This window comes from Nonomuraea sp. NPDC048901, from assembly GCF_040649695.1.
GTDB lineage: Bacteria > Actinomycetota > Actinomycetes > Streptosporangiales > Streptosporangiaceae > Nonomuraea.
Genome location: NZ_JBEZFW010000007.1, coordinates 338,613 through 362,389 on the forward strand (window position 1 = coordinate 338,613; position 23,777 = coordinate 362,389).

General features: G+C 68.3%; 27 protein-coding genes. 12 read left to right on the forward strand and 15 right to left on the reverse strand.

Going from position 1 to position 23,777, the window contains the following annotated elements; translation table 11 throughout:
- The first annotated feature begins 44 nt into the window (after positions 1-44).
- Entirely contained in the window at positions 45-422 is a 378-nt protein-coding gene (locus AB0C30_RS26180; protein WP_357948893.1) for a permease-like cell division protein FtsX, read from the forward strand.
- A 139-nt stretch (positions 423-561) separates the two neighbouring features.
- Here AB0C30_RS26180 and AB0C30_RS26185 read toward each other — a convergent pair whose 3' ends face one another.
- The gene (locus AB0C30_RS26185) at positions 562-1,425 is read right to left on the reverse strand and encodes a LysR family transcriptional regulator (protein WP_357948896.1); all 864 of its coding nucleotides are present in this window, start codon (positions 1,423-1,425) and stop codon (positions 562-564) included.
- Between the two features lie 112 nt (positions 1,426-1,537).
- Here AB0C30_RS26185 and AB0C30_RS26190 point away from each other — a divergent pair, with 112 nt between their 5' ends.
- Entirely contained in the window at positions 1,538-2,431 is an 894-nt protein-coding gene (locus AB0C30_RS26190; RefSeq protein ID WP_357948899.1) for an MBL fold metallo-hydrolase, read from the forward strand.
- Here AB0C30_RS26190 and AB0C30_RS26195 read toward each other — a convergent pair.
- From AB0C30_RS26195 to AB0C30_RS26210, 4 genes are all read right to left on the reverse strand, one after another.
- A complete protein-coding gene (locus tag AB0C30_RS26195; RefSeq protein WP_357948901.1) occupies positions 2,428-3,318 on the reverse strand; it encodes a TIGR03620 family F420-dependent LLM class oxidoreductase in 891 nt (296 codons plus the stop codon). The two genes, AB0C30_RS26190 and AB0C30_RS26195, sit on opposite strands and share 4 nt — an antisense overlap.
- A gap of 123 nt (positions 3,319-3,441) precedes the next feature.
- Positions 3,442-3,783, reverse strand: coding sequence for a metalloregulator ArsR/SmtB family transcription factor (locus AB0C30_RS26200; protein ID WP_357948904.1), 342 nt, complete (start codon positions 3,781-3,783; stop codon positions 3,442-3,444).
- Between the two features lie 95 nt (positions 3,784-3,878).
- Positions 3,879-4,874, reverse strand: coding sequence for a serpin family protein (locus tag AB0C30_RS26205; protein WP_357948907.1), 996 nt, complete (start codon positions 4,872-4,874; stop codon positions 3,879-3,881).
- Between the two features lie 70 nt (positions 4,875-4,944).
- Entirely contained in the window at positions 4,945-5,400 is a 456-nt protein-coding gene (locus tag AB0C30_RS26210; protein ID WP_357948909.1) for a hypothetical protein, read from the reverse strand.
- Between the two features lie 364 nt (positions 5,401-5,764).
- On the opposite strand from AB0C30_RS26210, the gene AB0C30_RS26215 reads away from it, so the two are divergent.
- A complete protein-coding gene (locus AB0C30_RS26215; RefSeq protein ID WP_357948912.1) occupies positions 5,765-6,181 on the forward strand; it encodes a spore-associated protein in 417 nt (138 codons plus the stop codon).
- A 362-nt stretch (positions 6,182-6,543) separates the two neighbouring features.
- On the opposite strand, the gene AB0C30_RS26220 is transcribed toward AB0C30_RS26215, so the two are convergent.
- The gene (locus AB0C30_RS26220; RefSeq protein WP_357948914.1) at positions 6,544-6,735 is read right to left on the reverse strand and encodes a hypothetical protein; all 192 of its coding nucleotides are present in this window, start codon (positions 6,733-6,735) and stop codon (positions 6,544-6,546) included.
- 190 nt (positions 6,736-6,925) lie between these two features.
- Here AB0C30_RS26220 and AB0C30_RS26225 point away from each other — a divergent pair, with 190 nt between their 5' ends.
- Positions 6,926-7,438: a GNAT family N-acetyltransferase gene (locus tag AB0C30_RS26225; RefSeq protein ID WP_357948917.1), complete on the forward strand. Its 513-nt coding sequence runs from the start codon at positions 6,926-6,928 to the stop codon at positions 7,436-7,438.
- 14 nt (positions 7,439-7,452) lie between these two features.
- On the opposite strand, the gene AB0C30_RS26230 is transcribed toward AB0C30_RS26225, so the two are convergent.
- On the reverse strand, positions 7,453-8,604 hold the full coding sequence (locus AB0C30_RS26230) for an NAD(P)/FAD-dependent oxidoreductase (RefSeq protein ID WP_357948919.1): 1,152 nt from the start codon (positions 8,602-8,604) through the stop codon (positions 7,453-7,455).
- 8 nt (positions 8,605-8,612) lie between these two features.
- Complete coding sequence (locus tag AB0C30_RS26235; RefSeq protein WP_357948922.1) at positions 8,613-9,314, reverse strand: TetR/AcrR family transcriptional regulator; 702 nt, start codon at positions 9,312-9,314, stop codon at positions 8,613-8,615.
- 524 nt (positions 9,315-9,838) lie between these two features.
- On the opposite strand from AB0C30_RS26235, the gene AB0C30_RS26240 reads away from it, so the two are divergent.
- Complete coding sequence (locus AB0C30_RS26240) at positions 9,839-10,519, forward strand: hypothetical protein (protein WP_357948925.1); 681 nt, start codon at positions 9,839-9,841, stop codon at positions 10,517-10,519.
- Positions 10,520-10,592: 73 nt separating this feature from the next.
- Here AB0C30_RS26240 and AB0C30_RS26245 read toward each other — a convergent pair whose 3' ends face one another.
- A complete protein-coding gene (locus AB0C30_RS26245; protein ID WP_357948928.1) occupies positions 10,593-10,781 on the reverse strand; it encodes a hypothetical protein in 189 nt (62 codons plus the stop codon).
- A 140-nt stretch (positions 10,782-10,921) separates the two neighbouring features.
- The gene (locus AB0C30_RS26250) at positions 10,922-11,680 is read right to left on the reverse strand and encodes a hypothetical protein (protein ID WP_357948931.1); all 759 of its coding nucleotides are present in this window, start codon (positions 11,678-11,680) and stop codon (positions 10,922-10,924) included.
- A gap of 114 nt (positions 11,681-11,794) precedes the next feature.
- On the opposite strand from AB0C30_RS26250, the gene AB0C30_RS26255 reads away from it, so the two are divergent.
- Positions 11,795-12,667 carry a hypothetical protein gene (locus tag AB0C30_RS26255; protein WP_357948934.1) on the forward strand — a complete coding sequence of 291 codons (873 nt, stop codon included), beginning with the start codon at positions 11,795-11,797 and terminating at the stop codon, positions 12,665-12,667.
- Between the two features lie 43 nt (positions 12,668-12,710).
- Here the strand turns inward: AB0C30_RS26255 and AB0C30_RS26260 are convergent, their stop codons facing one another.
- The 4 genes from AB0C30_RS26260 to AB0C30_RS26275 form a co-directional block, all read right to left on the reverse strand.
- Positions 12,711-13,550, reverse strand: coding sequence for an LLM class flavin-dependent oxidoreductase (locus AB0C30_RS26260; protein WP_357948937.1), 840 nt, complete (start codon positions 13,548-13,550; stop codon positions 12,711-12,713).
- The gene (locus AB0C30_RS26265; protein WP_357948940.1) at positions 13,547-14,377 is read right to left on the reverse strand and encodes a GNAT family N-acetyltransferase; all 831 of its coding nucleotides are present in this window, start codon (positions 14,375-14,377) and stop codon (positions 13,547-13,549) included. Before AB0C30_RS26265 ends, AB0C30_RS26260 begins: the two co-directional genes overlap by 4 nt.
- 101 nt (positions 14,378-14,478) lie before the next feature.
- Complete coding sequence (locus AB0C30_RS26270; protein WP_357949488.1) at positions 14,479-14,826, reverse strand: STAS domain-containing protein; 348 nt, start codon at positions 14,824-14,826, stop codon at positions 14,479-14,481.
- A gap of 34 nt (positions 14,827-14,860) precedes the next feature.
- Positions 14,861-16,303 (reverse strand): LCP family protein, encoded by a 1,443-nt coding sequence (locus tag AB0C30_RS26275; RefSeq protein ID WP_357948943.1) that lies wholly within the window; start codon positions 16,301-16,303, stop codon positions 14,861-14,863.
- Positions 16,304-16,372: 69 nt separating this feature from the next.
- On the opposite strand from AB0C30_RS26275, the gene AB0C30_RS26280 reads away from it, so the two are divergent.
- Positions 16,373-17,389 (forward strand): glycosyltransferase family 2 protein, encoded by a 1,017-nt coding sequence (locus AB0C30_RS26280; RefSeq protein WP_357948946.1) that lies wholly within the window; start codon positions 16,373-16,375, stop codon positions 17,387-17,389.
- A 38-nt stretch (positions 17,390-17,427) separates the two neighbouring features.
- Here the strand turns inward: AB0C30_RS26280 and AB0C30_RS26285 are convergent, their stop codons facing one another.
- A complete protein-coding gene (locus tag AB0C30_RS26285) occupies positions 17,428-18,819 on the reverse strand; it encodes a bifunctional cytidylyltransferase/SDR family oxidoreductase (RefSeq protein WP_357948949.1) in 1,392 nt (463 codons plus the stop codon).
- 95 nt (positions 18,820-18,914) lie between these two features.
- On the opposite strand from AB0C30_RS26285, the gene AB0C30_RS26290 reads away from it, so the two are divergent.
- The 5 genes from AB0C30_RS26290 (at position 18,915) to AB0C30_RS26310 (ending at position 23,623) form a co-directional block, all read left to right on the forward strand.
- A complete protein-coding gene (locus AB0C30_RS26290; RefSeq protein ID WP_357948952.1) occupies positions 18,915-20,378 on the forward strand; it encodes a CDP-alcohol phosphatidyltransferase family protein in 1,464 nt (487 codons plus the stop codon).
- Complete coding sequence (locus AB0C30_RS26295; RefSeq protein WP_357948956.1) at positions 20,375-20,998, forward strand: DUF5941 domain-containing protein; 624 nt, start codon at positions 20,375-20,377, stop codon at positions 20,996-20,998. Before AB0C30_RS26290 ends, AB0C30_RS26295 begins: the two co-directional genes overlap by 4 nt.
- Before the next feature lie 79 nt (positions 20,999-21,077).
- On the forward strand, positions 21,078-21,809 hold the full coding sequence (locus AB0C30_RS26300) for a phosphocholine cytidylyltransferase family protein (protein ID WP_357647960.1): 732 nt from the start codon (positions 21,078-21,080) through the stop codon (positions 21,807-21,809).
- A gap of 28 nt (positions 21,810-21,837) precedes the next feature.
- Complete coding sequence (locus AB0C30_RS26305; RefSeq protein ID WP_357949491.1) at positions 21,838-22,878, forward strand: iron-containing alcohol dehydrogenase family protein; 1,041 nt, start codon at positions 21,838-21,840, stop codon at positions 22,876-22,878.
- The gene (locus AB0C30_RS26310; protein WP_357948958.1) at positions 22,856-23,623 is read left to right on the forward strand and encodes a CDP-alcohol phosphatidyltransferase family protein; all 768 of its coding nucleotides are present in this window, start codon (positions 22,856-22,858) and stop codon (positions 23,621-23,623) included. The genes AB0C30_RS26305 and AB0C30_RS26310 overlap by 23 nt, the downstream gene beginning before the upstream one ends.
- Positions 23,624-23,777 lie beyond the last annotated feature (154 nt).

Genomic DNA, 23,777 nt, shown 5'->3' on the forward strand with positions numbered 1-23,777 from the left:
ACTCGCCAGGTCTTCCCGTACCCGAGGAAACACCGCGGCGGATCGTGCCTGCCTGTGCGCATGGACGGGGCAAGGCGAACAAGTCGGCGGTCACGGTCAAAGAGAGGAAGGCGATCGTCGCCGTCATCGAGCGGGTCCCCGGGCTCGAATCGTACGTGTACGAAGACCAGAGGGCGGCCTACCGGAACTTCGTCAAGACGTACGCGGACAACAAGGCGCTCGTCGCGGCCACCAGGGTGTCGGACATGCCCGAGTCGTACCGGCTGTCGATGCGGCCCAAGGCCGACTTGGACTCGCCGAGCCGTCGGCTGGCGCGGATGCCGGGGGTGGCCCAGGCGTACGACTTGGGGTGCCTGTCCCGGAAGGCGCGACTGTGGTCGGAATATGGGCTCCAGAAACGCGGATCCCAGGGCTGCGGGTAAGAGCAATGGCACAAGTCCCCGGGCGGTGTCCACGGTGGCCTGCCGCCCGTCGCGGGCGCAATACACCCCCAACGGGGTGCCCGCCGCTACCTGCGGCTCGGTGGCTGCTCCCGTCAAGCACCACAGCCACTGTCGCTAACTAGCTGGCACGGCGGTAGACAGCGGCGGCGATTTGCCGGAATGAGCGGATGAGCGGGCTGGTGTCGGTGCTGTTCCAAGCGACCACCAAACGGCTGGGCGGCATGTCGAGCAGCGGAACCGCGACGAGACCCTCCGGAAGGGCGTGGGCGAGCGTGGTCAGCCCGACTGTGCCGTTCCACAGGACCGCCTGAAGACACTCGTGGACGGTTCGTACCACCGGACCGTCCTGGCCCAGGCCCATGGGGTGGCTCCAGAACGCCCGCCAGACGGGGTCGATACCTTCAGGTAGCTGGAACCAGCGGCGGTCGGCGAGGTCGTTCAGGCGCAGGCGGTCACGGCCGGCCAGCGGGTCGTCGGCGCGCAGGACCACTCCGACCGGGTCGGAGCGCAGGACATGGGTGGTGATGCCGGTTTCGTCGAACGGTGCTCGGGTGAGGGCCACATCGACGAGGCCGGAGCGCAGGCCAGTGGTCGGATCGGTGAAGTCGGCTTCGCGAATGCGGACGTTCAAGCCTGGATGGCGCTGCCGAAAGGCGGCGGCGAGTTGGGTGCCGGCCTGTTCGGCGCTGTCGGCCAGGGTTCCGATCGTCATGGTGGCCGTGCCCGCCGCGGCCGCGACCCTGGTGCGGGCCTGATCTGCCTGCTCCAGCAGGGTGCGCGCCTCGTCGTAGAGTGCTGCTCCGGCCGGCGTGAGCGAGACTCCGGTGGGTGATCGGTGCAGCAGGACGGCGCCGAGGTCGGTCTCCAGCTGCTTGATGGCCCTGCTCAGTGGCGGCTGTGTCATGTGCAGGCGTACGGCGGCGCGGCCGAAGTGGAGCTCTTCGGCGACGGCCACGAAGTAGCGCAGCGTGCGTAGGTCCATCAGCGGCGACGATACCCGTACGGCATCGGGCGTGCGGAATCGGTGTTGGACGCCTCCGAGCGTCTCGCGATGGAGTGGTTAGACCGAAATCTGCCACTTCTGAGGAGTCCGTATGGCCGAGTTTGTGGTGGCCGACCCCGTTGTTCAGGTCACTGACGTACAGGAGCTCGCCCGCGATCTGGTGGTGATTCCGAACCGGCGGGTGCCGCTGGTGCCGAACATCGGTCTCATCGGCGGTACGCATTCGGTCCTTGTCGTCGATACCGGTATGGGTACGGCGAACGCCGAAACCGTGTTGAAGTTCGCGGCCGACTTCGCCAACGGGCGCAAGCTGTACCTGACCACGACGCATTTTCATCCCGAGCACGCGTTCGGCGCTCAGGTGTTCGCGGGGGAGGCGACGTTCCTGATCAACCGGGCGCAGGCCGAGGACCTGAAGGTGAAGGGGCCCGGCTATATCGAGATGTTCAAGGGGCTTGGGGAGTCGGTCGCGCGTCGGCTTGAGGGGGTCCGATTGGCGACTCCCGATGTCGTCTACGACCATGAGCATGATCTGGACCTCGGCGGTCGGGTGGTCGAGTTGCGGGCCACCGGCCGGGCCCACAGCAAGGGCGATCAGGTGATCACGGTCCCGGACGCGGGGGTGATGTTCACCGGCGATCTGGTGGAGGCCGGGCAGTTCGCCATTTTCCCCTGGTTCCCGCCGCATGACACCGATGTGTCGGGCACCCGCTGGCTGGCGGTGATGGATCGGCTGGCCGCCGAAAGCCCGCGGGTGGTGGTGCCCGGCCATGGCGATGTGGGCGGTCCTCAGCTCCTGGCCGACGTACGGGACTATCTTCAGTTGCTGCGTGACGAGACCTGGGTACGCCGCGACTCCGCCATGAGCGAGGAGACGATCGCCGCAGAGGTGGCGGCCCTGATGATCGCGCGGCATCCTGTGTGGGACGGCCAGGAGTGGATCGAGAAGGGGGTCGGCTGCCTGTGTTCGGAGCACACCGCCTAGGCGGCGCGCTTGGGCAGCAGCGCCTCGGCTAGCCGGCGCCACTGCGGCATGGCCGATTGGCCGGGTTCGATGCCGAGGACCTGGATGCCGATGTGATCGGCGCCGGCGTCCAGGTGGTGGTACAGCTTGCCGACGACCGTGTCGAGGTCGCCCCAGTACACGAGGTCGTCGACGAGCCGGTCGCTGCCACGGCCGCCGTCGATGTCGGCTTCGGTGTAGCCCAGGCGGAGGAACTTGGCGATGTTGTACTTCGTCGTGAAGTACACGTGCAGATGCTCGCGCGCGATCGCCCGCGCCTTGTCCGGGTCGCTCTCCAGGAGCACCGCCTGCTCGACGCCGAGGAACGGGCTGCCGCCCAGCACCTCCCGCGCCTGTGCCGTGTGCCGCACCGTCACGTGGTAGGTATGAGCGCCTTCGGACCGATCACGGGCCATTTCCAGCATCTTTGGTCCGTACGCCGCCAGCAGGCGTCGCATTGGCGCCCGAGGCGCGGGATTGGCGCTCGTTGTGGCGTCCATTTCGTCCAGGTACTCGCTCATCGCCTGCAGCGGCTTGGTCCCGGGCCGCTCACCTCCGAAACCGAGGCCGAGCAGGTGGCGATCCGGGTAGGCGTCGGCCAGGAGCAATGCCGCCCCCTGGGTCCACCGCGGCTCGCGGGACCAGATCCGCGCGATGCCGTTGATGACACTGATGCGTTCGGTGCACGACAGCAGGAATCCGGCGTGCGTCATCGCCTCACGTCCGTCCCGCTCCGGGATCCAGAACGCCGGCCAGCCGAGCTCTTCGAGCTCCTGGATGGACTCTCGCATCATGCTCGCGGGCTGGTCTTCGAAGTCGAACGTCCAGACCCCGAAGCGCCCCAGATCCATCCCATTGATCGCGCCCATGTCTTCTCCTGCCTATCCGACGGTACGGAACCGCCTCAACCATGACCAGGAACGCAGCGAAGTATCGCATATTGTCGATATGAGGCAAAACGTCGCAGCGCAGGGAGCGCGTGGGTGAGGTTGTTAGAGCGAGCGTCCGAGCACGTCGACGAGCCGGGCGATGCGCTCCTCGTCACGCCGGTAGTGCGTCCACTTCCCGACACGAGTGGCGCGGACCAGCCCGGCACGCTGCAACGACGCCATGTAGGCGGAGACGGTCGACTGCGCGAGCCCGGTCTTGGCCTGGATGTGGCTCACGCACACACCGACCTCGTACGGGTCGGCGATCGCCTGCTCCATCGGGAAATGGTGCTCGGGATCGCGCAACCACTGGAGCACCTGGAGCCGTACGGGGTTGGCGAGCGCCTTGAACACGTCAACCAGCTGCGCGGAGGCGTCTTGTGAGGGTTCGGCGTGTGTCGTCATAGGTCGTCGAGCCGATTATAGGGTCAAATCATGAGGAAGTGCCGGGCGCGGTCCTCCCTCGGACCTCGCCCGGCCGCAGCGTCTCGGGTACGTTCTTAGATCTCTTCTGGGTGCTCGGTCTCGGGTTCCGCGACCCAGCCGGCGGTCAGGATGAGCCGGCTTCGACGGTCGACGGCGAGGAAACCAAAAGGACGCGTGAAGTCGACGTCGACTCTTCTGGCTCGGTAAGGAGGCCGTGGCGCGATGCCAGCTGCGACGGCACCCATCGCAGTCACTGCGGCGGCTTCGAAGCCGTGCGCTTGGAACGTGGCGGTGGCGTTCTGGCGGGCTTGGGCGATGGCAAGTGGCTCAGTACTGATCCCGGGGAAGTGCCCCCGGGCGGGGTTGAGCACGTCGGCGACCTTCCGGAAATCGTGGCCGAGCAGGAGGTGCACGTCGATCCCGCCTGTGCCCATGATGCGGAACATGGTCAGCGGACCGGCCGGTGTATCGGCCACCTGGACACGGTTGAGGACTCGCGTGCTGCGCCGCAACACGACGATCTCCCGGTCGGCCCACGGGCCTGCCTCGACGAGAGTGGCACCTTCGGTGAATGGGCGGAGCCAGGTGGTACGGACGGTGAGCGCGCTGGCCAGGACGAGTAGTGTCTCCTCGGTCACGGAGACGGGCATGGTGGGGATTGCTCCATCGGTCTGGCGAGCCGCCCACGCGTCGAGCTGGAGCTGATCTGCGGACGTGTCTCCTGTCAGCTCGCCGCGCATGCCCGCGGGCAGCGCCGCGGCCCAGGTCGGCCGTAGCGGCAGGTCGTGCCTGGTCCACAATCCCAATGCCGCCTTGATCGCTGGCGAGGCGTTCAGAGCCGCCAGGACGGCCCGCGCTGCTGGGGCGGCTGCGGTGGCGTCCATTCCGATGGCGTCTTGCAGTTCGACCCGTCCCGGACCGTCGGCCGCTGTCGCGAGATATGCCAGCAGCGGCCAGGCGCCCACTCCGGACATGACGGCCGACTCGCCGGAGCAGGTCGTTGCCCAGCGGGCGGTCAGCACGTTCACCGCGGCCGCCAGATCCTTTTGCGATCTACCGTTGAGCGACATGGCCTGTGATCGTCCCACCAGCGCGACGACGAGGCAACGCCAATACAACGCCGGCACCGGAGCACTGCCGCTACTGATCAGAAGGCAGCTGGTCGGTTCGGCTCCAGATCTGAGTGCATCGGGGGAGGTCTTCGATGCCGCCACCTTCCGGGATCATGCCCCAGAGGAAGGGGATCAGGTATTGCGGCGGCTCGCCCAGGAGGCCGGGTAGTTCGTCCTCGGTAACGGTGAGGGTGAACGGCGTGCCCCGTTGGCCGGAGTTCCAGCCCTGTTCGAGGGCTCTCTGGACGCATCCGGCGACGAGGACCGGGCGGATGGCGATTGTTCGCTCTCCTTGCCAGTTGTCCGGCCGGGCGCAGGGGAGAGACACCACAAGAACGTTCCCCGGCTCCTCGGCTCGCTCAACGGTGAAGGTGAGTGGAGACCAGTTGTCGCCCTGGCGTTGGGTGGGCTTGTGTCGGACTCGCCAGCGGAAGGCGGTGTCGCCGACGGTGATGAGCCGTGATCCTTTCTTGGGCATCGCCACAGCGGCCTCCAAGCTCCGTTCCTGGTCCGTCGCCGTTCCGTGGAAGTGCCGGAATCGGCTTGATGCGAGCGTACGAGAAGTGATGCGAGACGTCGGGAAGCATAACCGCCGCTCATTCACGCTTATGTCGATCTTGAATGCGGACAGATGGTGTGACCAGCGGGTCCGCGTTCTGGACATGTCCAACCAGCGGCTGACTCCTCTTGCCTCTGTTGAGGGCCGTTCTTGAGACGGCTGGGGCGATGTCGGCTCCGGACTGGGTGTGGCGACACACCGCATTGACCATACTACGTTGAATGTAGTACGGTCGCCGGCTAAACCCATGGGGCTTGCGAGAGACAGTGACAGGCCCGGAAGGACAAGGATGCTGATGCGCACGAAACTTGCTGCCCTGGTAAGCGCGGCCACAGTCGCTTCCTCGCTGATGGTGGGAGCCACGCCGGCCGGTGCGGCCGGTCCCTGCGGCAGCGGGTACACCAGGGTCGGCGTCTACGCCATCCCGAAGACCGGTACGAGGGTGGGCACTCTGGAGGTCCACTACAACTCCAGCTCGAACAAGAACTGCGCCCTCACTTACGGCTACGGCTCCACGGCGGGAACCACCACCTGGAAGTCGGTGAAGATCATGGTTGCTGGTGGTGGGTGGTGGGCCGACGTCGACGCGGGGAATTATGCGCAGTACGCAGGGCCGGTGTACGTCTCAGCTCCCGGCAAATGCCTCGATGTTGAGGCGGGCGTCAAGGATGAATCCCGCCTCTTGTCTGGTGTGCACTGCGGCTGATGATGCTCTGGGCGGGACCGCTGACGATCGCAAGCGGTCTCGCCCGCATGTCCGCCTCGGGCCGACCGACACCCCCATGCTGCGCGATCCCGGACGTGCCGCCACCCCGCCACGGGGTCCGCGGCACCCTGAGCCATTGCCGCCTCCAGCACCCGCTCCTCCTCGCGGCTCTCCGTCGTGAACGCCATCGCCCGGTCCGCTGATGACCTGGCCGCTTGCTCGGCCAGCTTGTCCTTGCTGCGGTGGTGCGTGGTGCACGGCCGGTCCCGGACCAGGCCCGCCGCGCCCAGCAGCAGCGCGCCGGTACACACCGACGCCATGGTCAGCCCCGGTCGGCGGGGCCTCCCGTAACGCGGCCGGGATCACATTCGCTTGATCTCTGCGTACACGCCGGGTCCGCCGCACACCGACGCCGCCCGGCGGGCGTGAGTGCCGATGCTGTGCAGCAGGTTCAGGTACGCCACGCCGGGGCGGTTGCCGTCCGGCGGCGCGTATCCCGGCACCAGCAGCGTGCCGATCGGCCCTGAGAGCAGGGCGACCACCAGATCTTTCACGGCGTCAAGCCTGGCGGCCCCGGTGAGAGGTCCACAATGACCGCTATCCCACAGATCCGGACATGCGCACGTGGGGCGATTTCTACGATCAGCGACCCCAGGTCACCATCGCGAGGAACCTGTGAGACCCGTCAGGGCAGGGGCGGTGGCCGGTTGAGGCGCCGGCGGCGCGTGGCACATACTCCTCGTCATGACCGTGATCGAAACCGAGCGGCTGGTGATGCGGCCGCTGACCGGCGACGACTTCGACGACTACGCCAGGATGCTCGCCGACCCCGAGGTGACCGGCGGGCTGGCGGAGACTGTGGGGACCTCGCCGGCTGATGCCTGGCGGAGTCTGGCCACGTTCATCGGACATCGGGAGATCCGCGGCTACTCGCACTGGGCGCTCGTCGAGAAGGCCACGGGCCGGTTCGTCGGTCGTGCCGGGCCGTGGCGACCGCACGGCTTCCCCGGGCTGGGCGTCGGGTGGTGCCTGGCTCGCGAGCACTGGGGCAAGGGCTACGCCACCGAGGCGGCTCGTGCATCCCTCGGTTACTGTTTCGGCGCGCTGGGCGCCGATGAGGTGATCTCCCTCATCCTGCCCGGCAACGTGCGCTCCCTTTCGGTGGCCGAACGCATCGGTCACCGTCACCTGCGCGACACCGGCTACCGTGGGCAGACGGTCCACGTCTACGGCCAGCGCGCCGCCGCGCGAGCGTAGCTGCCGCCGTCGGCTCAGTGCTCCTCCACGGGTACGCCGGCGCTGCCGAAGAAGTCGACCATGGCGCGCGGCGAGTCCGGGGCGAAGCACATGTCCAGACCTTGGGCGGACCCTTCGGCCGAGGCGGTCGCGCGGGGGAACATGGCCGTCTCGTACTGGGTCAGCGCGGCCTCCACGTCGTCCCCATGGGCGACGATGGCCAGCGCCAGTTCGGCGCCGTCGAGCAGGGCGAGGTTGGCGCCCTCGCCGGCGTACGGCGACATCACATGCGCGGCGTCGCCCACCAGCGTCACGCCGGGGGTCCGGGGCCAGGAGTGGCCGGTCGGCAGGGCGTAGATCAGTCGCGGGACGATCGTGTCGTCACAGTTGCGGATGAGGTCGGTCAGTTCGGTGCTCCAGCCGGCGAACTCCTTGAGCAGGGCTTCGCGGGCCGCGGACGCGTCGGACCAGTCGACGCCGGAGGTGGTCGTCCAGTCCTGCGGCACCCGTAGTGAGGCGCCAAGGTGGATGTCGGTGCCGCCGTGGCCCATCAGGGCCTTGCCGTCGGACAGGGCGAACATGCTGCCGGGACCGACGACGGTGGCCGATTCAGGGTGGCGTGTCGCGACATCAGTGAGTTGCAGCTCCAGGTAGGAGATTCCGCAGTATCGCGGGGTGGCAGGCGAGACCAAGGGGCGTACCTTGGACCAGGTGCCGTCCGCGCCGATCAGCAGGTCGACGGTGGTGCTCCTGCCGTTGGCGAAGGTCAGCTCGTGCCGGCCGTCGGCGAGCCGGCGGGCCGTGGTAACCCTGTGGTCCCAGGCGATACGGCCGGGGTCGAGGGACTCGATGAGCAGGTTGCGCAGTGCGGCCCGGTCGATTTCGGGGCGCCCGCCATAGCCGCCCTCGGGCTCGTGGTGGATGAAGACCGTGCCCGCTTTGTCGAGGACGCGCAGGGTCTCGCCCTGTGGTTGGGTGAGCCGGCGGAACCGCTCGTAGAGGCCGGCTTCGCGCAGCGCGTACTGGCCGGACTCCTCGTGCATGTCTAGGAAGCCGCCCTGGCTGCGGGCATCGGCGGCGGACTCGCCCTCGTACACGGTGGACTCGATGCCGTGCATCTGCAGGACGCGTGCCAGGACCAGGCCACTGAGGCCGGCGCCGACGATCGCGATGGAACGTGCGGACATGCTGGCTCCTATGCGTGAGGGGTACGGGGGATGGCGGCGAGGATGCCGTCGACCAGGACGTGGAACGCCCAGTCGGAGCGGCTGGCCCCGTCGCCCGAGATGAGCTCGTCGCCGAGTCCGGCGATGTGCGGGTAGCGAGCTGGATCCGCGGCGGCGATCTGCTCGCCCAGCGCGGAGAGGTCGGCGGCCTCCTGGGCCGCCGATCTTGGGCTGTGCTCGACGGCGGACGCGGTCGGATACAGCAGCAAGAGATCTAGGCCCCACGCCGCCGCCCGCCCGGTCACGCCGCCTTCGCCGAGCAGGGCGAGCACCGCCTCGACCAGTGCCATGTAGTTGGGGCCGCTGGGTTGGGTGGAGAGCGCCATCCTGGCGATATCCGGATATTGGAACAGCACGTCGCGGTAGCTGTTCAGCAGGGCCTTGAGGCGGTCGCGCCAGGTCCCGGCATCGGGGGCGGGCACCGTGATCGAGCCGAGCAGGGCGTCGAGGATCTGGGCGTGCAGGTCCTCGGTGTTGCGGACGTAGACGTAGAGCGAGGCGGGCCCGGTGTCGAGGGCGATGGCGATACGGCGCATCGTCACCTTGTGCAGACCCTCGTCACGCATGATCGTCAGCGCGGCGTCGATGATCCCCTGCCTGGTCAACGCGGGTTTGGCCGGGCGTTCGCGGCGGCTGCGGGACGGCTGCTGGGCGCTGTCGCTCGTGCTCATGAAGAGCACAGTACCACGAACGCGTTCGTAACGAACATGTTCGTGAACACATCATCCAGGCGGTGTGGCCGACTCGATGAGTTCCCATTCCTGTCCCGAACCTCGCCGGCGCCGCCGTCGATCATCCAGCGGGAGCTAGGGCCGGGAGGCAGCGGGCGGGACAGTAAGGCGCGATTGGTGCTCTGCGGGTCGGCGATGTCCGTGATGGGCGGTCTGCTTGCGGGGCAGGCGCCGTTGCGCGGAAGGGCCGGTCTCGAACTCGTCATCCACCCCTTTCGCTATAGGGACGCCGCCGAGTTTTGGGGAATCACGGACCCGCGGCTGGCCGTACTCGTGCACACGATTCTCGGTGGGACGCCGGCTTATGGTACGAGTTCACGCGGGGAGATGCGCCGGCGGGCCTGGCGGATTTCGATGATTGGGTCATCAGGACGGTTCTGAATCCGCAGACTCCGCTCTTCCGCGAGGCGAGATACCTGCTGGCGGAGGAATCGGATATCCGGGATCCCGCTTTGTATCACTCGGTGCTGGCCGCCATCGCCAGTGGCAACACCACCAACGGCGGGATCGCCAATTACGTCGGACGCAGGTCCGATCAGATCACTCACCCTCTGAAAGTTCTTGAGGATTGTGCGTTGGTCGCGCGCGAGCCCGGCCTGTTCAGGTCCGGGCGGTTCCGTTATCGCATTGTGGAGCCGCTGATCACGTTCTATGAGGCCATCATGCGGCGGCGCTGGCCGGAACTGGAGATTCACCGGGCGGAGAGGGTGTGGGGGTCCGTGCGGCAGACATTCCTCGCTCAGGTCGTGGGTCCGCACTTTAAATCCCTGTGCCGGGACTTCGCGCTGAGACCGGGGGAAACGCTGTACGGCGGCTTTTCGGCTGAGGTCGGGTCAGGAGTGGTGGGTGATCCCGCGAAGCGGACCCAGATCGAGATCGACGTCGCGGTTCTCGCCGGGCAAGAGCCCGGGCTGCCGCGGAAAATTCTGTCGCTCGGTGAGGTCAAATGGGGTGAGGTGATAAGCCACCATCACCTGGAACGCCTGGCCAGGGCTCGTACACTGCTCGATAAGAAGGGTTATGACACGCGTGACACTGTCCTGACCTGTTACGGGGGATGTGGTTTCACGGGAGAGTTGACGACGGCTGCCGATGCCGACTCCCGGATCATGCTTGTCGGGCTTGACCGCCTCTACCAAGGCTGATGTCTGCGCTTTGTTCAAGCTTCGGACGCCTATTTCGCGAGGCGGCCCCGATCGTGGCCGACGCGAAATCAGGTCAGCTCAGCCCGTACAGCCGCTTCAGATCCACGAGCACCGTGTCGGGGCGAGAGCCCGCTGCCTCAACGAGGTCGGGAGTGAATCCGGTGGCGGAGAACAGGGCGATGCGAGGGACGCTGTCCAGCAGGAAGCGTTCCATGGTCCGCCACTGGCGGTCCCTGCCCACGATGGCGGCTGGTTTGCGCATGTGTGACTCTCTTGCTGGGCGTGATCCAGAGGGTTAGCGTAAACCAGTTTACGGAGAACAACGTAGATCAACTTACTGAAATAAGTGTAAATCAATTTACGCCTCTGGCGCGCGCACAGCCCCGCCGGTCGGAGGGGGCCCTACTTGGCGAGGATCCGTACGTCTCCCGTGCCGCTTCTCGCGACGATGGTCCGGTCGCTCTCCGTGCTCTTGATCTCCGACCGCTCGCGTCCGTCCTGGCTCTTCGTTGTGACCCGGTAGGCCCCGTCGGGTACGGTCGCCGTCACCCAGCCGTCCTTGGACAGGAGGTCCAGGTTGGTCGGGGGTGTGACGAAGGACAGGTCGATGGCGCCGGTGTTCGAGCGGACGCGGACGTTGGGGGATTTGAGGCGTTCGCCGGAGATGGTGGCGTCGTCGCTCAGGAGGCGGAGCTTGCCGGAGGTGTCGTACGCCTTGATCGAGCCGCCGTTCGAGACGTCCACGTCCTGGGTGAGGTTCTGGAGGATGATGCCGTCGTCGTCCCCCTCTACGACGAGGCGCATACCGGGCGGCACCTTGACGTGGTAGCGGGCGCCGCAGTCGCCGAAGACCACCGTGCAGTTGGCGCTCAGGCGGAGGGTGCCGTCCCTCAGAGACCACGACGCGTTGCCCTCGTTGGTCGCCTTGCCGCGGAGCCAGCGTTCCACCTGCACGGTCGCGCCGGTGCCGGGCATGATGCGGAGGCCGCCGAGCGAGGACTTGATGGTGAGCTGGGGGCCGCTGTAGGGGAAGGACTGGGCGGTGTGTACCTCTTTGGCGTCCAGTTCTATTGAGCATCCAGTCAGTGCGATTAGTCCGGTCAGCCCTGCCAGCGCTAAGGCGGTCAGGGGGGCCTTGGGTATTGCCGTGATTCGCCTCATGTAGCGATCGTGGCTTGGCGGCCGGGCGTCGCCATCGGCCATTCGACTGATTGGGCATCCGCCGTTCGGCCGCCTTCTGCACATGCTTCGTTAAACGGTGTATCCTTCCATGTCATGATCAAGAGATGCACTCTGGCTCTCGTGGGGCTCGGCCTCGCCGCGGGCTGCGCCGCCGCCCCGCCGGTGGCCCCGGTCGTCGTGAGCGGCGGTAGGACCGACCAGCCCCGGCGGATCCAGACAGTCGTGGCGGACTGCATGAAGCAGCGCGGCTTCAAGTACGTCGCCTGGGTCCCGGAGGTGAAGATCTCCGAGGATGCCGACAGGGCAAATCTGGGCGACTACGAGGCGATGAAGAAGGAGCGTACGGAGCAGGGCTTCGGGGTCTTTGTCGACTTCGTCCACCCCGAGCAGAGGGAGAAGCGTGTTCTTTGGCGCGAGTCGGACAGCCCCAACTTCGCCATCAAAAATCAGCTGTCGCCCGCCCAGCGGGCCGCCTACGGCAAGGCGCTGACCGCGTGCAGATCACAGGGGCTCAAGCAGGTCACCGGCAAGGTCGTCACGTCCGACGAGGATTGGGCCAAGCAGGAGAACGAGCTGATCGCCCAGCGGCTGGACCGCGACCTCAACGTGGACCCCAAGCTCGTCGGGCTGGCCTCGGCCATGGGCGACTGCCTCAAGAGCAAGGGACACCAGGTGGCCTCCCTCAGGCCGGTGGACATGAGCCGGCGGGGCGGCCAGGAGTTCGAGGCCCAGAAGCAGCAGATCGCCCTGAACGATGACATTCCCGATAAGGGGCTGCCCGCCGGGCAGTACTACGAGCCGCGCATTCCGGTGGGCACCGCCCGGCAATACCTGAGCAGGGAGATCAAGGCCGCGCTCGACGACCTGGAGTGCGGCAAGGACTTCTACGCCGCCTACCTGCCCAGGAGCATGGAGATCGTGCGGCGGGTGGAGGGGGAGTTCGGCAGCGGCGGCGACAACAGCTGACGTACCCAAGCCTCCAGGCCCCAAGATCCTGACGGTATAGGCGCTACAAGGCCGCCAAGAGCTTCGTCACATGTGACAGCGGATCCGCGCCGAACGGTCGTACCGCCACCGTCTGGGCGCCCGCCGCCCACATCTGCCGCACCATGTCGGCGGCCTCCGAAGCGGAGCCCCTGGCCATGACGACCTCCTCCGGCCGTACCTTGAGGAACCCGGCCTGTCCCACGGCGACGTCCCAGGTCGCCTCCCGCGCGTCGGGGCCGATGTACAGGTGGATGAAGGTCACCACCTCGTGGTCGGCCGGGGCGCCGATGTGGCTCACGAGGGTGGGGAGCTGTTCGGGGCTGAAGCCCTCCGGGAGGATCGTGCCCTGCGCCACCCGGCCCGACAGGGCGAGGGAGCGGGGGCCGAGGACGCCGGCCAGGACCGGAGGCGGTTCGGCGGGCGGATGGACCAGGGAGACGCCGTCCAGGTGTACGGAGCGGCCGTGCAGGGTCACCGTCTCGCCCCGGAGGAGGCCGCGGACCGAGGTGATCGTCTCCTCCAGGAGCGCCAGAGGTGACGGGGGTGCGACGCCCACCTGGCGCATCCAGTCACGTACGCCGTGACCGATCCCGGCGGCCAGGCGGCCGGGGTGGAGCCGGGCCAGGTTGGCCAGCTCCATGGCCAGGAGCATCGGGTTGCGCAGGGGAGCGGGGGTGATGCCGATGCCCACGCGCAGGCGGGACGTGGCCGCCAGGGCGGTGGCGGCCGAGGAGATGGCGCCGGTCCAGCCCAGGTCCTCCACTACCCACAGGTCGTCGACCGCCGTGCCGTCCAGCTCCTTGGCGAAGGGGATCAGCTCCTCCGGCGGCAGGGCGCGGTCGAACATGACACCAAGTTTCAAGATCTCCTCCAGTAATAGCGGAAAAGCCGGCCGACCTCCGCATAGCCCGCGCGCCGGAACGCGTTGGCCGTGGGGGTGTTGCCCACGTCCGTGGCCGCCACGATGCGTTCGACGCCCGTCTCGGCCAGCGTCGCGGTGCCCTTGGCCAGCAGGTCGTTGACGTAGCCGTGGCCCCGGTGCTCGGGCACCACGCCGATGTAGGCGATGGAATGATCGTCCGGCGCCACCAGTCCCACCGGGTCATCGCCCAGGTAGCCGACGACGAACCAGTCGGGCTTGCCCTTGCGGTTGACCAGGTCGTCGTACATCCACCGGGCCTCGTGCTCGGCACCGGCCGTGGCCAGCTCCACCTGCGTGTCGTAGTCGAGCGACCCTTCCGAGATGCGTACCAGCAGGTCGAGTATGGAGGCGGCGCCAAGGCCGCGGGCGGGGCGGTAGGTCAGCCGGCCCGGATCGACCGGTACGTCACTCCCGGCCGCCCATTCGAGCATGAGCCGCTCGACCTCCATCACGAACCCGGCGCTGAGGAGCGCCTGGTGTTCGACGGCCCGGTCGACGAGCGGGGTGAGGCCGGGTTTGAGGGAGATGTCGTGGATGATCTTGTCCAGGCCCATCTCCGACAGGCCGCGGCGCAGCAGGCCGGCGGCGCGGTCGGGGTCGGGGCCGGGCTCGAACTGCCAGGTGATCACCGGGTCCGCGCCGCGGTAGGGCGCCCAGAACGCCAGCCGCGCCGGGCCCTCCGTGAAACACCACTCCGGCCGCGTCTTGCCCTCGTCGAAGGCCGTGGCCAGTTGACTGCGGGCAGGCTCGGGGAACTGATCGAACAACGTGACTGGCTCCCTACGAGACCGCTGGAAGATGCGCGCCGAATTTCATGAACCCGAATGTCATGAACATCGTTTAGCACACCTTCCACAAATGCTCGATCTCAGGCCGCCGCCCCGAGCGCCGCCCGTGCCTCCAGCAGCGACGAGCAGGTCTCGAAGTGCCGGTCGAGGTTCGTGATCGTCAGCAGATGACTGATCATGCCGGGCGCGAGGACCAGGATGAGCCTGCCGTGCGCGTGCTGCACGTGGTTGTGGGTGGCCACCAGCACACCCAGCCCCACGGAGTCGCAGAAGGGCACGTCGGTCAGATCCAGCACCAGTTTCGGGGGGTCGGCGGAGGCCAGCACCTGGTCGAGCGCGGCTTGGAGGCGCGGGGCGCCGGCCACGTCGAGGTCTCCGACGGCATGCAAGACAGTGAGCGGTTCCTCTCGCCACGACCTGACCACCATGGCTGTCACGTGCCCGAACGGCTGGCGGATATGCCTATTTCTTACATATGTTCTGGGTCGCCGTTTTAGTTACAGGCGTAGTTGTGGGCTTGGCGCTTGGCGTGGTCGAGGTCTTCACTTTACCGATCTTCGGCTGGTCGCTGCCGACGATCACCTCGATGCCGTCCTCGTCCATCTGGACGAGATCGGCGCCGGGGATGGCCGCGGCGACCGTGCGGGCCGAGTCCTCGCGACCGGGCCCATAACGTACGACCGTCTTCTTGTAGTCCTTGCGCTTGGTGTTGCCCGGCGTGCCGGAGACGTTGAACCCGGCGGCGACCAGCGCCGTCTTGGTGCGGGCGCCGAGACCGGTGATGAGCGTGCCGTTGAGCACCTTGAGCGCGATCCGATCCGGCGGAATGGTGGGCTTGGCAGAGGACGAAGCGGACGAACTGGGAGTGGGGCTGGGCTTGGACAGGTCCTCGTCGGCCTTGATCTTGGCGAACAGGTCACGGGAAGCCTGCTTGTCCCAGAGCACCGCCGACTCCCCGGTCGGCGCCTTGAAGTCCACGTTGGCCAGCGGCACGTCGGCGAACTTCACGTTGTCCAGCGAGACATCCCTGAGCTGGGTGGCCAGCCCGATCAGGTCGTCGTCGGGATCGACCTTGATCGTGCTCAGCGTGGAGTTGACGAACGAGTTGAGCCGGGCCGGGTTCGCCAGTGTGCTGGCGCTGAGCGCGCGGTTCAGCAGCGCCGAGATGACCTGCTGCTGCCGGTCGATGCGGTCGAGGTCGGAGCGGGCGGTGGCGCGGGTGCGGGCGTAGCCGAGCGCCTGGACGCCCTTCAACTCGTGGGTGCCGGCCGCGAGGTCGAGCCCGGCCTTGGGGTCCTTGATCGGCACGGGCGTGCAGACGGTGACACCGCCGAGGGAGTCGACCACGTTGATGAAGCCGAGGACGTTGACCTCGATGTAGCGGTTGATCCGCAGCCCGGTGGCCTGCTCGACGGTCTGGCGGGCGAGCTTGGGGCCGCCGAACTGGTAGGCCGAGTTGATCTTGTGATCGCCCTTGCCGGGGATGGTCAGCCAGGTGTCGCGCGGCAGGCTCACCACGGTGACCCTGCTGTGGTCCTCCGACAGGTGGATCACCATCATGGTGTCGGTGCGCTGGCCCGACTCGCGGCCCAGCTTGAGCTCGTTCTGCTGCTTGCGGGTGAGGTCGTCGCGCTTGTCGACGCCGACGAGCAGGATGTTCATGGCGCCGCGGGGGGCCGCCTCGGTCACGCCCGCGTCGACCGTGCCGATCCGCGTCGGCGCCGCCCACACCACGCCGGTGCCGGCCAGGACGCCCACGGACAGCACACCCGAGAGGATCAGATTCCGGCGCCGGGCCTTGGCGCTCTTGAGCGGCCTGCGCGTGCGCCTGCCCACGAGCTTGACGCCACCGTAGGCGTCGCCGCCCACGTGTACTCCAGCGTCCTCCTCGCCCGGGTCGCGCATGCCCTGCCCCCCTCGTGCCACCGCGGGATTGCCGTCCTCCCCTGCTCGTACAGTAGCGTGAGCCCCGCCATGAAGCAGTTCCCCGACTCGCCGCACGCGCCAGCGGAGACGCACGGCTGGCCGCCCATCTCCGTCGTCATGCCGGTCCTCAATGAGGAGCGGCATCTACGCGAGGCCGTAGACATGGTCCTCGCCCAGAGCTACCCAGGTGAGATCGAAGTCGTTCTCGCCGTGGGGCCCTCACATGACCGTACCCAAGAGGTCGCCGACGCCATCGCGGCGGCCGACCGGCGGGTGACCGTGGTGCCCAACCCCACAGGTCGCACGCCCAACGCGCTCAACGCCGCCATCGGCGCCTCCCGCAACGGCATCATCGCCAGGGTCGACGGGCACGCCATGCTGCCCTCCGACTACCTGCGCGTCGCCGTGGAGACGCTGAGGGAGACCGGCGCCGACAACGTCGGCGGCGTCATGGCGGCCGAGGGCATCACGCCGTTCGAGAAGGCCGTCGCGTGCGCGATGACCTCCAAGATCGGCGTGGGCGCGGCCGCCTTCCATGTGGGCGGCACGGCGGGCCCCGCCGACACCGTCTACCTGGGGGTGTTCAGGCGCGCGGCGCTCGACCGGGTCGGCGGCTACGACGAGCACTTCCAGCGGGCCCAGGACTGGGAGATGAACCACCGCATCCGCCAGACCGGCGGGCTGGTCTGGTTCCAGCCGCGCATGCGGGTCTCCTACCGCCCCCGTCCCAATGTGAAGGCGCTGGCCAAGCAGTACTTCCACTACGGGCGCTGGCGCCGGGTGGTCTCGCGCACCCACGAGGGCACGATCAACCTGCGCTACCTGGCGCCCCCCGCCGCGGTGCTGGCGATCCTGCTCGGCCTGCTCGTCTCGCCGTTCTTCCCCCTCGCGCTGATCGCGCCCGGCGGCTACGCCCTCGCGATCGTGGCCGGGTCCGTCCTGACCGGCAGCGGGCTGCCGGGGGCGGTGAAGGCCAGACTGCCGATCGTGTACGCCGCCATGCACATGTCCTGGGGCTGGGGCTTCCTCACGAGCCCGCGCAGACTCGCCCGACCGCCGCGCTGAACCTGGTCATCCCCTCCGGAAACTCCGGCCTGAGCGGGTCAAGCGTCGTTCAGGCGCACGTCTATCACTTGCCCGGTCAGGTCGGAGATGAGCACGTCCAGCGAGGTCTGGGCGACCGCGCGCGGTGAGAGCAGGGTGTGCGGAGGCTCTTCGCCGAACGTGCGCTCGCGCGTGGGTGTGCCGGTGCGCTCGGGGTTGACGCAGTTGACCCGGATGCCGTCGGGGGCCCATTCGTCGGCGAGCGCCTGCGTGAGGTTGACGACGGCGGCCTTCGTCGAGGAGTAGAGACTGTAGTCGGCCCGGCCCCTGGTGTAACTGGAAGAGGTGTAGAGCAGCAGGCGGCCCGCGCTCTCGCGCAGGTACGGGTAGGCGGCGCGGGCCACGTTGACCGGGCCCAGGTAGTTGACGCCCACCGCCTCGGCGATGGTCTCGTCGGTGACCTCGGCGAGTTTGCCCATGTGCAGCACGTCCGCGGTGTTGACCACGTAGTCGATCCGGCCCACCTGTGCCAGCGCCTTGGCCACCTGGTCGTAGTCCTCCACCCGCACGCCGTTCTGGGTACGCGAGAAGGAGTGCACGCGGGCGCCGTGGCCGGTGGCCAGCTCGACGACGTCGGCGCCGATGCCGTAGCCGCCGCCGAAGACCACCATGGTCCGGCCGTCGAGCGCCTCCCGGTAGTCCCTCGGGTCGGGAACCGGCGCGCTGGTGGCGGCCAGTTGGAGGAGCTTGTCGGCGATGTACACGTCGACCGGATGGGTGATCTTCATGTTGCTCTCGTTGCCCGGCACGATGTGGATCGGGATGTCGGGCAGGTAGCGCAGCAGCACGCCGCAGTCGTCGGTGGCCGGCCGCCGGTCGAAGTCGGGGTCGGCGAAGGCCCGCTCGTACGCCTCGCGGATCAGCGACAGGCGGAAGCACTGCGGCGTCTGGACGCGCCGCAGCCGGGATCGGTCGGGAACGTCGTGGATGGTCTCGCCATGAGGCCCAGGGGCGGCCACCACGACGGTGTCGGAGCTCGGGATCGCCACGCCCACGGCCGAATGCGTCTGCAGGGCCCTGACACACTCCGTGATGATCCGGGGCTCCAGGAGGGGCCGTACAGCGTCGTGCAGAAGCACGTTGCACTCCCTCGGGCCCAGGGCCTTGAGCGCGCGCCACGTGCTCTCAGGGCGGCTCGCACCGCCCTCGACGATCTGACTGACCTTGTCGAAACCGCCCCTTTCCACGATCTCCTTGACCGTGTCGGCGAAGCCCGGAGCCATCAGCACCACGACCTCGTCGATGTCGGGCGAGCCGTTGAACAGGGCGAGCGTGTGCTCCAGGATCGTCCTACCGGCGATCTTGATGAGCTGCTTGGGGGTGTTGAGGCCGACACGCTGACCCACGCCACCTGCCAGGACCACCCCTACGGAGCGCAGCCGAGATTCCATAGGGGGAGCGTAACGGTCCGGTTCCGTGATATCGCGTTGCCCTGTCGCTACGCTGTGTCCACGCACTCCCTCGCGACCGGGAGGAGACCTGCGCCGTGACCGATTCACTGACCCGCGAGAGTACGACCACCTCGGTGGTGCTGCTCGCCACGACGCCCGCCTGCAGACTGTCCTGTGCCGACGGCACGCTGCTCGACCGGCTCAACGGCCAGCTGGCCGAGCTGTCCGTCCTCGACGTCCAGGTGGTGTCGCCGAATGACGGGCTCGGCGGCCTCAGCACCGACCTGCGCGGCGTGGCCAAGCTCGCGCGCGCCGCGCCGGGGACGCTGGCCGTGCTGCCCGCCGACCTCGTCACCCACACCGAGGCACTCTCGCTGCTCCTGGAGCATCCCAAGCGCGACACGAGCGCCCTGGTCTCCTACGACGCCACGGCCGCGCCGATGCGGCCGCCGGTGCGGGTCGAGGGCGGCAAGATCGTCGCGGCCGGCAGCTCCTTCCACCTCGTGCCCGAGGCCAACGCCACCTTCCGCGGCGTGCTCCAGGCCGGTCAGGCCGACCTGATCGCGCTGGCCGACGTCGCCGAGGAGCTGGCCGACCTGGCCGAGACCGGCAAGCTCGGCCCGGTCACCACCGTCGAGGCGGTCGACCTGCTGCTGGTGGGCCTGGTCAGATCGGGGGTGAAGGTACGCGCCGCCGGGATCGGGCAGCTGCACTGCGACCGGGTGACCGGCCAGGTCTCGGCGGACACCGCGGTCAGCAGGCTCGCCGACGTCGACGAGTCCCAGGTACGCCTCGACACCTCGGTCAAGGCGGACGACGGCTTCGTCAGCACCTACCTCGTCTCGTCCTGGACCCGCCATCTCATCCGCCCCGCCGCCCGGCTGAAGCTCACGCCGAACGCCGTCACCGGCATCTCGATCGGCCTGGCCGTGCTGTCGGCGGTCTGGTTCGGGGCGGGCAACCGCGGGGCGCAGCTCGCCGGGGCCGGGCTGCTCTACCTGTCGTTCGCCTGCGACTGCCTCGACGGCCAGCTGGCCCGCTACACCCGCGCCTTCACGCCGCTGGGCGCGTGGCTCGACAGCATGGCCGACCGGCTGAAGGAGTATGTCGTCTATGTGGGGCTCGCCTTCGGCTACGCCGCCGGGCTGCCGCTGAGCGAGGGCGGCCCTGACGGCATCTGGTATCTCGCCGTCGCCGCGATGATCCTGCAGACGGTACGGCATTCGATCAACTACTCCTTCGCGGGCGGGGTGGCCGACGCGAACCGGGCCGGCGCCCTGGGTGCCAAGCCGGTGAGCTCGCTGCTCAACTCGGCCGAGGGAGAGCATCACGGCGTACCCAAGCCGGGAGTCCTCCGCCTGGCACACCGCATGGAGCGAGAGAAGGTCCTCCGGTGGATGAAGAAAGCGATCGTGTTGCCGATCGGGGAGCGGATGGCGCTGATCGCGATCACCGCCGGCGTGTACAACGCCCGGGTCACCTTCGTCGCGCTCCTCGGCTGGGGCGGCGTGGCGACCGTCTACCTGCTCCTCGGCCGGATCGCGAGGTCCGCGCGATGACCTCGGTGCAGATGACACCCGTGCCGAGCAGCAACGTCGTGGCCTACCGCGACGACGGGCCGCTGTCGCGCGGCATGGGCGCGCTCGTGTCCGGGCAGCTCCCGCCGCTGCCCCCGCTGATCGCCGGGGCGTTCGTGATCGGCGTGCTGCTGCTGATCGGCGTGGCGGGGTCCGACGGGCTGGCGGTCTTCGCGCCGGCCGTGACGCTGCTGCTGGCCGGGCCGGGCAGCTCCCATCCGCATGACGGCCGCATCGACTGGCTGGTGCCGCCGATCCTGCGGTTGATCGAATACACCTTCATCGCGGCCTGCGGCTTCGCCCACGACGTGCCACCGGTGCTGATCTTCGTGCTGCTCGGCGCGCTGGCCTTCCACCACTACGACCTGATCTATCGCCTGCGCCAGCGCGCCTATCCGCCGCCGTGGCTGAGCACGTACGGGCTGGGCTGGGAGGGGCGGATGATCGTGATCTCACTGGCGGCGATCGTGGGCGTGGTGACCGGCGGGTTCGTGCTGCTCGCCGCGTATCTGTGGGTTCTGTTCGGGTGGGAGAGCCTTACCTGCTGGCTCGCCACCTCTCCCTCGGGGGTGGCCGCGACCGCTACGGAAACGCGAGACTAACGGTCGATTACCCGGTGAGGGCCAAAAGCCAACTAACCTTTGGGTCCTACGGAGTAGATGCTCGACTGAGGAGTGCACGTTGCTGGGAATGGTGCTGGCCGCTGGAGCCGGACGACGCCTGCGACCGTACACCGACACGCTGCCGAAGGCATTGGTGCCGGTCGACGGTGAGACCACGATCATGGACATCTCGCTGCGCAACCTCGCCGAGGTGGACCTGCGCGAGGTCGTGATCGTCGTCGGTTACGCGGCGCAGGCCGTACACGAGCGGAAGGACGAGCTGGAGAAGCGGCACGGCGTCAAGCTCACCCTTGTGCACAACGACAAGGCCGAGGAGTGGAACAACGCCTACTCCCTGTGGTGCGCGCGCGACTACTTCGCGCAGGGCGCGCTGCTGGTCAACGGCGACACCGTGCACCCCGTCTCGGTCGAGAAGACGCTGCTGTCGGCGCCCGAGACCAGCGACATCCTGCTCGCGGTCGACAACGTGAAGCGGCTGGCCGACGAGGAGATGAAGGTCACCCTCGACGGCGACGACCTCAAGCGGATCACCAAGCTGATGGACCCGGCCACCGCCTACGGCGAGTACATCGGCGCCACGCTCATCCGCCCCGGCGCCGCCGAGCGCCTGGCCGACGCGCTGCAGGCCACCTTCGAGCGCGATCCGCAGCTCTACTACGAGGACGGCTACCAGGAGATGGTGGCGCGCGGCGAGCGGATCCACGTCGCGCCCATCGGAGAGGTCGACTGGGTCGAGGTGGACAACCACGACGACCTGGCCAAGGCTCGTACCATAGCCGTTCGCTACTGAGGAGGCGGGCATGCCGCTTCTAGCGCGGATGCTGCCCGCGCCCCTGGCCATCATGGTCAGGCGGGGCGCGGTGGCGGAGCTCGGCGCATTACTGGCCGACACCCGGGTGGCGACCTCCGGCCGGGTCGCCGTCGCCGTGGGCCCCGGTCAGGGCGACCACATCGAGGGCCTGATCGCGCCCACGCTCGGCGAGGCCGAGGTGTTCAGGGTGTCCGACGGCTCGGTCGACGCGGCCGTCTCGCTCGGCGCCGACCTGCGCAAGGGCGCCTACGAGGTGGTCGTCGGCGTCGGCGGCGGCAGGACCATCGACGCGACCAAATACGCCGCCTCGCTGGCGGGCATCCCGATGGTCGCCGTGGCCACGAACCTCTCCCACGACGGCATCTGCTCGCCCACGGCCTCGCTGGTGTACGAGGGCGGCAAGGGCACGTTCGGCGTGCCGATGCCGCTGGCGGTCCTGGTCGACCTCGACTTCGTGCACAGCGCTCCCGAGTCGCTGGTCCGCTCGGGGGTCGGCGACGTGGTCAGCAACCTGTCGGCCATCGACGACTGGCAGCTCGGCAACGTGGAGCGCGGCGAGCCCATCGACGGGCTGGCCTGCTCGATGGCCCGCATGGCGGCCGAGGCGCTGGTCGGCCGGACCGACTCCATCGAGTCCGATGCCTTCCTGACGGTTCTGGCCGAATCGCTGATTCTGTCGGGCATGTCGATGGTCATCGCCGGGTCGTCTCGGCCCGCGAGTGGTGGAGACCATGAGATCCTTCATGCCGTGGATCAGCTCTTCCCCGGCACCTCCAATCACGGCGAGCTCGCCGGGATCGGTGCCGCCTTCTGCTTCTTCCTCAGGGAGGACGCCGCCCGGCTCAAGCAGGTCACTGACTGCCTGCGACAGCATGAGCTGCCCGTCGTCCCGGCCGACATCGGCCTGAGCGGCGAGCAGTTCGCCGAGGCCGTCACGCTGGCACCTGCCACCCGTCCCGGCCGCTACACGATCCTGGAGCACCTGCGCATGTCGGAGTCCGAGGTCCGCGATCGGGTGGGGGACTATGTCCGGGCCTTCGGTCGCTGAGATCCGGCGGGTCGCCCAGCCCGCCGGACACCTCGAGCGCAGAAACGGTGAGCATTGGGCCGGCGTGCTCTACATGCGCCGGCTGTCCATCTACGTCACCTGGCTGACGGCCAAGACCTCCATCACGCCCAACCAGCTCACCTGGGTGATGACGCTGGCCGGGATCGTGGCCGGGGTCGTACTGGCTCTGCCGGGGCTGTGGGCCGCCGTGGGCGCCGCTCTGCTCGTACAGGTCTATCTGCTGCTGGACTGCTCCGACGGTGAGCTGGCCCGCTGGACGGGCCGCACCTCGCTGGTCGGCGTCTACCTCGACCGCGTCGGCGCCTACTTCACCGAGGCCGCGCTGCTGATCGGGCTGGGCTGGCGGACGTCGGCCGTGCTGCCCGACTGGTACACCGTGCTCGGCGTCGCCGCCGCGCTCGGCGCGATCCTCATCAAGGCCGAGACCGACCTCGTGGACGTGGCCAGAGCCAAGGGGGGTCTGCCGACCGCCACCGAGGCGTCCGCGGGGGAGTTGCGGTCCGGGCTGCTGGGCCTGGCCCGGCGGGTGGTGGGGGCGACGAAGTTCCACCGGATCGTGCAGCCGATCGAGCTGTCCATGCTCGCGGTCGTAGCCGCGGTGATCGACGCCGTCGCGGGCGATCTACTCGCCTCGCGCGTGTTGCTCATCGCCTGTTTCGTGGCCGCGGTCCTGCAGACCGTCCTGCACCTGGTCAGCATCCTGGCATCGAGGCGGCTTGCGTGAGCACACATCGGAACCGGCGAGGCCCCTCGCTCGTCGTATTGATCGGACGTCCGCAGTTTGGCGGGGGTTCACCTTCGGTTCCGATACGCTTGGCTCCACCAATATCAGGAAATATGCATACCAGCAGACTCGGTGATCATGAAAGAATGCTCCG